6 protein-coding genes and 3 pseudogenes are annotated in these 13,816 nt (G+C 36.1%); all 9 read left to right on the top strand.

The window, feature by feature from the left end:
• Window positions 1-38: 38 nt before the first annotated feature.
• Window positions 39-9,167 (top strand): annotated as a pseudogene (locus AC056_RS05410) (filamentous hemagglutinin N-terminal domain-containing protein); the annotation flags it as partial.
• A gap of 104 nt (window positions 9,168-9,271) precedes the next feature.
• Window positions 9,272-9,559, top strand: coding sequence for a DNA/RNA non-specific endonuclease (locus tag AC056_RS05405; RefSeq protein WP_228144356.1), 288 nt, complete (start codon window positions 9,272-9,274; stop codon window positions 9,557-9,559).
• 2 nt (window positions 9,560-9,561) lie between these two features.
• The gene (locus tag AC056_RS19815; protein ID WP_228144352.1) at window positions 9,562-9,837 is read left to right on the top strand and encodes a hypothetical protein; all 276 of its coding nucleotides are present in this window, start codon (window positions 9,562-9,564) and stop codon (window positions 9,835-9,837) included.
• 156 nt (window positions 9,838-9,993) lie between these two features.
• Window positions 9,994-10,398: a hypothetical protein gene (locus AC056_RS05395; RefSeq protein WP_077162957.1), complete on the top strand. Its 405-nt coding sequence runs from the start codon at window positions 9,994-9,996 to the stop codon at window positions 10,396-10,398.
• 40 nt (window positions 10,399-10,438) lie between these two features.
• Window positions 10,439-10,823, top strand: a pseudogene (locus AC056_RS05390) (hypothetical protein).
• Between the two features lie 249 nt (window positions 10,824-11,072).
• Window positions 11,073-11,471, top strand: a complete 399-nt coding sequence (locus AC056_RS05385; protein WP_077162956.1) for a hypothetical protein — start codon at window positions 11,073-11,075, stop codon at window positions 11,469-11,471.
• Between the two features lie 179 nt (window positions 11,472-11,650).
• The gene (locus tag AC056_RS05380; protein ID WP_077162955.1) at window positions 11,651-12,265 is read left to right on the top strand and encodes a hypothetical protein; all 615 of its coding nucleotides are present in this window, start codon (window positions 11,651-11,653) and stop codon (window positions 12,263-12,265) included.
• Window positions 12,266-13,125: 860 nt separating this feature from the next.
• Window positions 13,126-13,458, top strand: coding sequence for a hypothetical protein (locus AC056_RS19550; protein ID WP_167370368.1), 333 nt, complete (start codon window positions 13,126-13,128; stop codon window positions 13,456-13,458).
• 56 nt (window positions 13,459-13,514) lie between these two features.
• Window positions 13,515-13,756 (top strand): annotated as a pseudogene (locus tag AC056_RS20065) (hypothetical protein); the annotation flags it as partial.
• Window positions 13,757-13,816 lie beyond the last annotated feature (60 nt).

The raw sequence follows: 13,816 nt of genomic DNA, 5'->3' as shown, positions 1-13,816 counted from the left end.
ATCAACTTTATTAAAAAAAGATTTAGTGAGATTTTAGAATGAATAAGAACCGTTATCGTATTATTTTTAGCCATGCTCGTGGTATGTTTATTGCTGTTGCTGAAATTGTAAAAAGTAAAACCAAACAAGCAGGGCAAAGTCAGAGGCAAATCGGAACAGATTCGACCATAGATTCGGTTCTACCTATTCATTATAAAAAACTAAATCCACTTAATTTTGCTGTAATTGGTTGTTTGGGCGCATTGGTGATTAGCTTGCCAATGAGCAGTGTGGCTGAAACTCAGATTATTGCCGATAAAGGTGCACCTACATCGCTGCAACCGACCATTTTAAATAGCGCAAATGGGACGACTCAGGTCAATATTCAGACACCAAGCGCTGGTGGTGTGTCACGGAATACTTATACACAGTTTGATGTTGGGCAAGAAGGCGCTATTTTAAATAACTCTCGTAATAACACCCAAACCCAATTAGGAGGCTGGGTACAAGGTAACCCATGGCTCGCAAAAGGCGAAGCCAAAGTTATTTTGAATGAAGTGAATAGTAATAATCCAAGTCAACTCAAAGGCTATATTGAGGTTGCCGGAAAACAAGCACAAGTTGTTATTGCGAATCCATCTGGTTTGATCTGTGATGGCTGTGGTGTGATTAACGCAGACCGTTTTACTTTAACTACAGGTCAAGCGGTGATGAACCAAGGTTATCTTGAATCATTCCGCGTCCGCGAGGGGCAGGTCACGATTGAAGGTAAAGGTTTAAATGGAAGTTTAACCCCTTATACAGATATTTATGCGCGTGCTTTAAAAGTGAATGCAGGCTTGTATGCAAATGAGCTTAATACGGTACTTGGACAAAATGATATTCAAGTCAAAGACTACGTAGCTTCTCAAATCACGGCAACGACAGCAGCTACTACCACACCTCCGCCAAACTTTGCTTTAGATGTAGGCCAACTGGGCGGGATGTATGCTGGAAAAATCTTTTTGGTGGGAACAGAGCAAGGGCTAGGTGTACGTAACGCAGGTACGATAAATAGTAATCAAAGTACGCTTACACTGAATGCAAATGGTGATTTGGTCAATAATGGTAACTTGATTGCGAACAAAGATCAGGTACAGCTAAAGGCTCAAAATATTCAAAATACTGGTAATGTCAGTAGCGCAACTTCACAAATTTTAGTTGAGAGTCAAAGTCTAGATAACTCTGGTTTAATCAGTAGTGCAGATGAGTTACATCTTAATCAACAGAATAGTTTAAGTAATAGTGGCACATTGAATGCAGCTCGCGTTGTTATTGATGCGGGTAGTCTAAAAAATAGTGGCTCTATCGAACAAACAGGTTTGCAAGGGCTGGATTTAAAGTCAGGTTCAATGACCAACCTTGGCGGTAAAATCGGAATTGCCAAAAGTACTACAGGTGGTGGTACGGGTGGGTCGACAGGTGGCAGTGTTCCGACAGTTCCAACTGATCCATCCAAAGATGGCGGAAGTTTAGAAGTTGCCACTCCAATAGATACCACTCCAAAAACTTATGACCAAGGTTATATCCATGTTAAGGAACAACTGAATAATGACCAAGGGTCAATCATTGCCAATGGTGGTGTAGATTTAGACAGCCAAAATGGGTTAGATAACCAAGGCGGTCAACTTAATTTGGGTGCTATTCATATTAAAGGGAATAGCTTTAATAACAACCAAGGTGAGCTCACGGTTAAAAGTGCTGATATCCAAACCTCAAGTTTTAGTAACCAGCAAGGATTACTGCAATCCCTCACTTCTTTAGATGTAAATAGCCAGTCGATTAATAACCAAGGCGGTAAAATTAATGCCTTAAATAATATTAGTATGATCTCGAGCGGAAACATTCTAAATCAAGCGGGGCAGATCGCGAGTTCGTCAGAACTTTATTTACAGGGATTGGGCCTAAATAATAGTGGGGGTGATCTAGAGGCTGAACAATTATTAAAACTTAATCTTTCAGGTCATTTGAATAACCAGAAAGGAAAAATAGTCACTAATAATAACTTGGATAGTTCGCTTTTTGGTTTAGATAACGACCAAGGTGAAATTTCTGCAAAAAATATTACGATTCAAAACAAAGATCAGGCTTTGAATAACGGATCTGGAACGATTTACGCTGACCAAAGTTTAAAAATTCAAACTGGATCTTTAAATAATGCAGTCAATGGTACGCTATCTAGTCATGAAAATCTGCAAATTGATAGTCAGCAACTTGCCAATCAGGGTTATATTCGTGCTGATCAACAATTAAAAATTAATAATACAGGTGTTATGACGCAGCAACGAGGTGTTCTTTCAGCCTACGGTAATATTGATTTAACGAGTCAGCGTCTTGTTAGTGATGAAAAAAGTGTTATTGCGGTCGGTATCAATGCTCAAGGTGAGCAAGATCAAAATGCTCAAGCGGATTTAAATATTAAAACAGAGCAGGCACTTGAGCATCACGGGAAACTACTTGCAAGCCGTAATATTGATTTAGATGGGGCAAATGTAGATTTATCACAAGGAACGGCAGCAGCTCAAAATATAAATATTACAGCTCGTAATGGAGACATAAATAATCAGTCTGGTGTGTTACAGGCTGATTCTATTCAATTAAATACAGTACAAAACCAGCAAAGTTTGATTAACCAGAGTGGTCAAATTCTTGCGAAAAAATTGAATCTGAATATTGGGAAAGATATTAATAACCAACAAGGTTTGATTCAGCACACTGCGACAGATGATCTGAATTTAACTGTTCAAGGAGTCATTAATAACCAGCAAGGCCGTATTCTCACCAATGCAAATCAACTAAATATTCAAGCACAGGGACTCAATAGTGACTCTGGTGTGATCTTGCATTCGGGTCAAGCTGGCTTAAATATGGATATACAAAATATTCATGCACAAAAGGCTGAATTGAGAACTAATGGTGTACTTAACCTTACCACCGATCAAGCACTATTAGACCAATCAAAAGTGTCTGCTACTCAAGCCAATATTCAAGCCAACCAATTTACTGACCGTAATGGTGAAATGCTGTTTAGTGCCGTAAATGGACAAAGTTCAATTCGTGTAAATGGTGACTACCAACATCAAGGAAGTGTATTACAAAGTAATCATAGCTTAGACATTCAAACAGGTTCGCTGAATAACCAAAGTGGGAATATCTTAGTCACTCAAAATGATTCATCTTCACAACCTGTTCAGTTAAATATTGTCAGCCAAAACGATATTCAAAATGATCTGGGTAACATTGTGAGTGAAGGCCAACTTACATTGAAAACTGGAAAAGGAATAAGCAACCAACAAGGCAGTATAATTAGTTCTAATGCGCTTGAGCTTAAAACAGATCAGTCAATTAATAACCAGTCAGGGCAGATACAAGCTAAGGATATCAAGCTCTCTGCATCAAACTTAGATAATAGTTCAGGAGTAATTGCTGCTAAAACTGGTGATGTATCACTCAATATTAATAATCAGTTGATTAATGGTCGTGTTGAGCAGGGTAAATCGGCTGGTATTATTCAGGCAGCACAAAATATAGATGTTCAGACTGGGTTATTAGACAATAGTGGTCTGATTTATGCCGGCCAAGATCAACAACTCAAAGTTGCTCAAAATCTTAAAAATGCTGGACAGTTAGCTGCTCAAAATAACTTAAATATACAGACGGCTACTCTGACCCAGACTTCTGCAGGGAGCATTATTGCAGGTTTAAAATCAGATGGTTCATTAGCAAATCAGGGTAATCTTAACATTGATGCTACAGGTGCTATAAGTGCGCAGGGGCAACTGATCGCGAGCAGTGATTTAAATAGTCAGGCAGCGAGTCATGTCTTAAACCAAAGCCTTGTTCAAGCAAAAAATATTTCGCTCAACAGTACATCTGGTCAATTGAGCGCTCAACAAAGTACGATTCAGGCCGCACAGCAACTTAATTTAACCACTCCAGATACGCTAGATACTCAACAAGCCAATTTAAAGGCGAATAAAGTTCAAATTAATGCAAAAGACTTAAATAACCAGTCAGGACATATCCAGCAAACAGGTTTAGATGACACTCAAATTTTGTTGACGGGTAATTTAAGCAATCAAAACGGGCAAATTGACAGTCTAGGCCAAAAACTACAAATAAATGCTAATAATTTAAATAACCAGAATGGTCTTATCCAATCTGGTACAGCAGACAGCCAACTTATACTCGCTATAGCTAATACCCTCAATAATAATCAGGGCAATATCAAAACTGCTGGTAGTCTGCAAACGAATAGTTCCGAGTTAAACAATGACGCTGGAACGCTACTTAGCTTCAATAGTTTTAACATCAATACACAGCAGCTTAACAATCAAGCGGGTCAAATTGTTGAGGCTGGAACACAAGACAAGATTGTTAACCAATTAATTGTTAAAAACCTTCTAAACAATAGTAATGGCAAGATTCAGACAAATCATAATCTTGAAATTCAGGCTGGTGCTTTAAAAAACAATATGGGTAGTATTGTGACCGCAGGCGCAGCAGGTCTTAATCTCAACACAGCATCACGACTCGATAACCAGTCTGGAAATATTCATTCCAGTGGTGATCTAAATATAAAAGCTCAAGACATTTTGAATGATCAGGGACAAATTCTTGCTGCCAAAAATGCTCAGTTTAATAGCCAAAACACCTTAAGTAACCAAGCGGGATTAATCGCAGCACAACAACAATTAATGATTCAAAGTGCTGCTTTGAATAACCAAGCGGGTCAAATTGGGTCGGTAGATGCGGGCGTAAATATCCAGACGACTCAGCAAGCATTGAATAATCAGAGTGGTAAGATTCAGGCGAATCAAGCGATTAACCTCGATGTACAGGGCCTTGATAATAGTCTACAAGGCTTGATTAGTAGTACTAAAAGTGACCAAAGCAAAATTCAGATTGATACTCACCAGCAGAGCCTAAATAACCAAAATGGACAGATTAATAGCGGTAATACCTTACAGATTAGTACCAATAGTCTGAACAATCAGCAAGGTCTAATCACTGCACAGGGTGATCTTGGTATAAACGCCGTGCAACTGATTGATAACCGACAAACCTATCTAAATGCTACCTTGCCAGAGTTGGCCCAAGGTATTCAATCTTTAGGACAAGTCTTATTACAAACGTCCGAATTAAATAATGAACAAGGTCAGGTCATTGCTGGCAATGGATTAACCATTCAAGCGCCTAAGGTGAATAACAGTAATGCGGGCTTGTTAGCCAGTGGACAAGACTTACTGATCGACAGTGTTGGACAAGCAGGTACGATTAATAATCAGAAAGGCAAAATCAGTGCTAATCAGAACATTAGTCTAAATACAGGCCTGATGAGCGGAAGCCAACTCGATAATAGTCAGCAGGGCCTCATTAGTGCTGCAAAGCAAGTCAAAATTGTTAGTCAAAATATTGATAATTCAAATAATGACCAGAACCAAGGTATTCAGGCAGGGCAAATAGAAATAGCTGCTAGTACTTTAAATAATAGTGCTGGGCGCATCTCTGCTGAGCAGCAACTTAATTTAAATATTTCGGATAATTTAAATAATAGCAAAGGCTTAATTAGTAGTCTTGATCAATTAACAATACAAGGTCAGCAAGATAATAACCGTCTAATTGTAAACAATCAGCAGGGGACTATTATTGCAGGTGAAGAAGGCTCATCAACTGCAGGTTTAAATATTCTGGCCAAAGGTTTAACAGGCGACGGTAAGGTCTTAAGTCAGGGACAGCTAAATCTTCAGCTCAATGATGATTATGTACAAGATGCTCAAGGTCAGTTGCAGGCACAGGGAAATTTAAGCCTTAGCTCTAAAGGTAAAGTTACCAATCATGGTGCAATCAAAAGCAACGGACAGTTATCTATTTCAGCAAATACAATTGAAAATGCTGTAGATGGCAGTTTGGAAAGTCAGCAAACTCAACTTGAAGCTGTAGGCGTACTCAATAACTATGGACTCATTAATGGTTCAAATACATATGTTAAGGCAGGCCAACTCAATAATATTGCCGGACGTATTTATGGTGACCATATTGCAATTCAGGCGAATACTTTAAATAACCAAAGCCTAAATGGTTTAGCGCCAGTCATTGCCTCAAGAGGTGATCTGGATCTGGGCGTACAGGTTTTGAATAATCTGGAAAATAACCTAAATCATCAAAGTGGTTCGCAAATTATTGCCATGGGAGACTTGCGCATAGGAGGTTCACTTGACTCACAGTGGCATGCTCAAGGAACTGCGCAGCAAGTCAATAACCGAAGTTCTGTAATTAATGCGAATGGCAATATCGACTTGAATGCTGATATTGTTAATAACCAGAACGTCTTTTTTATAACCAAACAACAGCAGACCACAGAGCAACTGGATTACTGGAATATGTATATTTCAGATTCGCGTGCCGGATGGTATAACCCTGGCCCTCAGTCCTTAATTACTCAGGAAATCTATAGCCAGAGTCCAGATTTATTTACTAAATTAAAGCCTGCACAACAACTTGTGACTTCCTATGACAACGCAACGATGCAGGATTATTTAAGTCGTCCTGATGGTTATTTCTTCATTGTAAATAACTATGACGATAGCTCTGCTGGCAACATGTTTAAGGGCTATGTCGTTTATAACGGACAGCTCTATAGTACTGACCATTATGAAAATGTGAAAAGTACGCAAACTACGACCACGACTGTAGCAGATGAGTCAGCACCTGCTGTGATCAGTGCAGGGGGTAATTTAAGTTTCACTGGCACAATTAATAATGACAAAAGCCAAATTATGGTGGGTCAAAAGCTGATTGGAGATGCCAAAGCAATTCACAATGTCGATGCCAAAGGGCCCAAAATTACACATGAAGAAGGAACGGTAACACCGAGTTATGGCAGTTATGGTGGCAAGGGGCACGATAGAGTCTGGGCTTCTGCTGAACAGGCTTATAACCCAGCAGATGTTACCAAAGGGATGGATTTATTTATCTATGAAAATCCAACCAGTGCGACCCCTGTTAAAGTGCAAGACCAAACCCAGCAAGTCAATAAAGACAATTTGGCTGAACAGGCGCTGAGTCAAAACCATGACTCCAATATTGTTGGTCAGCAAAATACACAGGTTAATCAAACAGAAACTGTTCAACAAACTGCAGCTCAAACAGATCGTATTCAATCAAATGAAGTTAAAATAGGTCAGGCACAGCTTGAAGGCGTGGTCGGGGCAAACACTACCAATCATAAAGCCTTGAGTAGTAGCGCAGTCGATCAAATTCAAAATACTGATACTAAGGCTTCAGCTGTTCAGGGACAAACAACACAGATTGATGGTAGTGGTTTTGAGATTCGCACCAACAACGTTAACGTTAAAGTTCCGAATAATGCGTTGTATAGTAAAAATCCAGACAGCCGTGCTAACTACCTTGTTGAAACAGATCCAGCGTTTAGTAACTATCGCAACTGGTTATCTTCAGATTATATGTTGAATGCATTGGGACTTGACCCAGCGCTTCAACAAAAAAGATTGGGTGATGGTTACTATGAACAACGTATGGTACAAGACCAAGTTGCTCAACTAACAGGCTACCGTTTCTTACAAGGATATGGTTCCGATGAGGAACAATATAAAGCGCTCATGAACAATGGGCTGAGCTATGCAAAACAGTACAACTTACGTCCGGGTATTGCACTCACTCCGGAACAAATGGCTCAATTAAGCAGCGATATTGTTTGGTTGGTAGAAAAAGAAACTACCCTACCAGATGGTACAAAAACCAAAGCTTTAGTCCCGCAAGTTTATGTTAAAGCGCGTGTGGGTGATTTAAAAGGTGATGGAACTTTAATTAGTGCCGATAGTATTCAGCTCAATTTAAGTAAAGATTTGACCAACGCGGGAACAATTGCTGGACGACAAGTTGTTCAAATTAATAGCCAGAATTTAAACAACCTTGCTGGAAACATCCGTGGTGGTGTAGTTAGCCTTGGTACTGAAAAAGATTTAAATAATATTGGTGGTATGATTCAGGCCGATCAAGCCATGAATTTGCAGGTAAAAGGTAACCTGAATATTCAGTCAACCACACAGAGTAGTCAAAATGCATTAGGTCAGAGCAACTATAGCTGGATAGGAATAGATCGTATTGCTGGCCTTTATGTCGGTTCAGCAGAACAGCAAGCGTTGAGTGATCAGCCAACCTTGGTGATGAACGTGGGTGGTGATACTCGTATATTGGCTGCAAATATCCAGAATAATAGCGGTGGACAAACGATTATTCGTACGGGCGGTGATCTTAAAGTCGGTAGCCTGAATACGGAAGTGACTAACAATGTGGTGGGCAGCTCAAAAGCTTATCATTTAGATACACGACAAGTCGAGGTCGGCAGTCAGATTAAGAGCCAAGGTGATTTAAGCTTACAAGGCAATAATATTCAGATTCATGGTTCACACATTAGTAGTTCAGAAGGCTTAACTGCGTTACAGGCTAAAGAGCAACTACAGATTGAAGAGGGCCGAAACAAACTTGATCAACAAGATCAGTCAAGCTTTAGTAAGAAAGGTAAACTGAGCAGTTCTACGACCAGTGACTTTAGCCATCGTAGTTCAGATATTGCGGTCGGTAGCATTGTTGAAGGCAAAAAAGTGCTATTGGATGCAGGAAATATCAATGTCCGTGGCAGCAATATTGTTTCTGATGAGTTGACGCAGATTCAAGCCAAAGACAATGCAAATATTGAGGGAGCTCAGAACCAATACAACAGTCAAACTAATAGTGTTGTTAAAAACTCTGGTCTTATGTCTACGGGTGGCATTGGTTTTAGTTTAGGTAAAAAACAAGAAACTACTTTAAAAACCGAACAACAACTCACCAATAGTGCTTCTCAAGTAGGCAGCTTAAACGGTAATACTAATATTGTAGCGGGTAAGACCTATCAGCAAACGGGAAGTACCGTTTCATCACAAAAAGGCGATGTGAATATATTGGCGCAACAGGTCAATATTGAAGCAGCTAAAGAACAAAGCACAAGTGACTATAAGCATGAGATGCAACAGAAAGGCTTAACACTTGCGGTAAATGTTCCCGTAGTCTCGGCTGTACAAAGTGTAGCGGAGTCTGCTAAGCAGGTTGGTCAAAGCAAGAATGATCGTGTGAATGCCATGGCAGGAGAATGGTAGAGCTCATACTAAATTTATCTATGATAAATAAGTGATTTTAGTTATTAACTTTGAGTTTTAAAATCCTACCCAATGTTGGGTAGGATTTTTTTATACGCAACGATCATGGTGGCCACCTAATTGCATCTATGTTTAACGGGCCAGGTGAAGGTATCAATCTTGTTCCAATGAATGCTAAATTTAATGGTTCAGGTGGAGCATGTTATGAGTTAGAAACTAAATGGAAAACTGCTTTGGAAAATAATCAATCTGTTAAAGTAAGTATTCAACCAATATATTCGGGGAATAGTAAACGTCATGATAGCCTTAAGATAACTGAAGTAATAGGTAGTGGTAAACCAATAACTAACACATTAAGAAATACATCTACAGGTAAATAATTATGAATATCCAAGCGATTTATCAAAAACTAGGTGAGTTGTTATGGTCAATAATGAATGAAAATGCCCACATAATTTTTTGTGAGGGATATATTTATTCAGATGCTACGTCATACAGTTTTGAATGGATAGAATCTAATAATCGAATAGGTTGGTTCGACTTTGATGCAATTCCACATGAGATTGGTGATGAAATAATTAATCTCATGGAAAAGATTAACAGTAGCGAAATATTTAAAGAAAAATGGACACATTTTAAAATTTCTTTAACAGAGTAAGGTAAATTTAATATTGAGTTTGCTTATATTCCAGAAGATGATCGTTGGCCTGGATTATATATGAAAGCAATTAGTGATTTGAGGGAAGATGAATTAGATAAATACAATCCCTTTTGAGGAGTGGGAGAAACGAGTAACGTTGAAAGAGATAAATAAATGATAGATTTTTACATTAAGCAAAATTTAGATCAAGATAATTTGCGGAATATATTAAAAGATGTTTTAAATTTAGGAGTGGATGATTTTTGTCTTATTCATTATGAGGATTTTACACCAGAAAATACAGTTTACGATTTCAATAAGTTTAAGGTTATATGTACTTATCAATTTTGTAAAGGTGATGTTTCTTTGTTAATAAATATAATTGATGGAGATGAGCTAGATAATGATTTTATAGTTGAAAATTTGAAGAATAAAGCAAAAGAGGAACATTTAGATTTTTATCTTCCAGATGAGGATAATATGGATATGGGATCTTTTGTTCTTTATTCATCAAATGGGGAATTAATAAAAAACTTAGAAATACAAGAGGAGGAAGATAATTATATTTTTTTCTTATAGTAATAAAATACTAAGAGATTTACTAAACAGTATTAACACTATGATTGAGTGGTTGAGAACTAATCGAAATGATATTTAAAAAAATATCCAGAAGCAGAGCCTGAATTATTTTTTTTATGGACTATTTTGTTACATCTACTGGAAGGTATACATTTATTAGCATCCTTAAAGATGCTATACGAGGTGAGGGTTCTAGCCTCCAAGAAACGTCAAGTTATTTACTTATGAATGATGTAACAGATGAGGGACATGTTATTGATGCAGCGGAATTTTATTTTTACGATGAACTTGATAGCAAAGTGCCATTTAAAGTTTTTGCTTCGGTTTTAGAATTAATAGTATTAGCATATGCTGAGCATAATTCAGAGGAAAAGGAACGAATTATTCATTTAATACCGCGCCTTAAAAAAGTTTGTGATATTTGAATAAATATAGTTGTTAAGCTAAGCATCCATCTGTAAATTTCAGATAGGCGCTTAGCTTGAAAAAAAAGAGAGATTAAATTTTTATGTTAATTTTTCATACAAAATATTCCTTTATTCACCATAATATTTAATATAAATAGAGAGAAATACTAGAAAATATCAAATGTACTTCCAATTATTCTAAATGCGCCATCACCAGTTGTTCCACCAAAATATAAATCTAAAAATATCAAATAGGAGATTTTTTAAATGAATGAATTAATGAGTGATTGGTTGAGTAATAATTGGAGTGTAATTCTAAAAAGCTATCCGGAAGCAGAACCTTTATTATATTATTTTAGTGATTATTTTAATACTGTTGCTTGGGTTAATCCTATTATTGATATTATTAAAAGAGCTATTAGAGGTGAAGGGGCTAATATTCAGGAAACTTCAGCTTATTTACTCATGGATGATGTAGTTGATGAGGGACATATTATTGATGCGGTAGAGTTTTATTTTAATGGTGAATTTGATGGCAAAGTGCCATTTAAAGTTTTTGCTTCGGTTTTAGAATTAATAGCATTAGCATATGCTGAGCATAATCCAGAGGAAAAGGGACAAATTATTCATTTAATACCGCACCTTAAAAAAGTTTATGATATTTGAATAAATTTAGTTGTTAAGCTAAGCCCTATCTGAGTCTTGGATAGGGACTTAGCTTATAAAGAGTGTATAACTATTTATTAACTTATAGAAAAGAATCTTCTATCATATATTTATTATTTACAATATTGATTACAGGGGCTAGATGGTATACTACCAAATAGTTTAGGGAGCACTTTTAAATGACTATTAAAAATAATAATCAATATGAATTTTTATTAAATTCTATATTTGAAGGTAGTTGTGAAATAGCTATTATTGTTTCACAAAGAAAGCATTATTTCATTATTGATGATAAAGAAAACTTTGCTATAGATATAAAACAATTTTATGATTCATATTTAGAAAAAGGTATACTTGATGAAAATAGCTATAGTTTTGCTTTAAAGGAATTTAGAGGGGGAGCATCAATTTTAAATAATGAAACTTTACCACTATATTTGTCAAGCTTGTCTGAAATGAATATTAAAACGCTTGATTGGATGAAGAATTTTTTTAAATATAAAACTAATATGGATGAATTGGAAAAATTATATATTTATATGGAAGACTATCTTATGTCTGGGGAAGGAGATATAAAAAATGAATTATGGGCTGTAATGGAATCTCGATTGCCAAAATTTTACTTAAATCTTGATAGGAATTTATTTTTCTATACAGATTGGCAACGTGAGTTTGAAAATCAATTGCCAGAAAATTGGAAAGGAAAGGCATCCAGTCAATTTTGGTCATTAATTCCAGATTCATATCAATATTGGATTGTTAATGGAATGAATTTCTGGAAATTATATGGTTAGTATTACCATATTTATAGATAAAAGAGTCATGTTATGAATAGGGTTGTAGCTTCACGCCTAAAATAAATAACTTCCAAAAAAGTATAGCTCAGGTTTCATTAATATAGAAGTACGAATAAAAAAATGCCTGAGCTATTGTAAGTGATGTAATGAAGTTAAGATTTACAGGTATAGAGCTACTAACTCAATTTTTAGACAGGTTTTTATAAAATTAAGAAATCCAAAATGAGAATTATTAATATAGAGGAGATCTTTTGATGAACTCATGGAGAAATGAACATAATGAGAGGCAATATAATCTAATGTTAGATATGATCTTCGAATTTAAAAATGAGAAGATTGGTATTAAGCAACTTATTTTAAGTTTAAAATCCTTATGTAATGCTCTGGAATCCGTTCCTGAAAGTTGGAAAATTCTTTTAATGAGGAATGGTTTACACTTGAAACAGTTTATGCCTTAGCTTTAGATAGGCAAGAAGAAAGTTTAGATAAAAAGTTTATTCTCACTAGTGAGGAAATAAATATAATTAATAATACATTAGTTAATTTACAAAACTTAATATCTGAGAGAAAGGCTAAATAAAATGGAAAATTAGGTAAAATCTAAACTAATATAGATAGGATTGTTGAAAAAAAGCTTCCACCTCTGAGTGGAAGCATAATTCTCATTTTACTGAAAGGCTATAAACTCTAATGGTACATCTTTAACCAATCAAACTCCATTTTCAGCTTGGAAAAATTCGAATCCATTCTTATGCATGAATCACTAAAATATGTGGTTTGCCATATCAATATAATCAGTATACATATAAAGCATATGATATGAAGAACAACCCTTAAACCAGCTTGGAGTAAGTAAAATGAGATTTATTGAGAAAGACTCTGGATTGAAAGGGATGGTAGGTTCTATATATTTTACTGATGGAAAATATCACTACTTGTCAATGATAGAAAATTATATTGGGCTGAGGGTTTTTTTTGAAAATGAAATAGATATAACTAGTAATGATTCATGTGAGTTATGTGAGTTTAAGGCTGCCTTATATAACGATATTCGTCAAATGCATCCTGTTCTGTATAATATATTAAAAGAGGATTGGGATTTATATATAGATATAGTTGAAGGTGTTCCAGAGTCTTGGCAAATTTTTCTAGAAAAACTAAAAGAATTTGATGGGGAAAGATGCATTTGAAGCTAATAATCCAAATCGAAAGTAAGAGCTTAGTTAATTAATCAAGGTTATCCTATAGTGTGACCAAAAGTGATATTAAACCCAAAACATTACAATTCAAGATGAACGAGGTCAGCAAGCATTAACAGGTAAAACTGCCTGACAAATTAAATCTGAGATATTGACGTTTGTAACCACAGATACCACACGTGAGAATATTGTAGCACTGCAAAACAATTTTGATAAAGATAGAGTTCAAAGTGAAATTAATTTACAGATGGACGTAACGAAGAATTTTGATGCCAACCGTCAGGAAGCATAAGATAATTATTGAAACATGTAGTAATTGTCAAGTTACATGGCCGAAAGGAACAAAATA

The organism is Acinetobacter genomosp. 33YU, assembly GCF_001990725.1.
Classification (GTDB): domain Bacteria; phylum Pseudomonadota; class Gammaproteobacteria; order Pseudomonadales; family Moraxellaceae; genus Acinetobacter; species Acinetobacter seifertii.
Note: the sequence above shows the minus strand (reverse complement) of the source record. Positions and strands in the feature narration are given on the sequence as shown.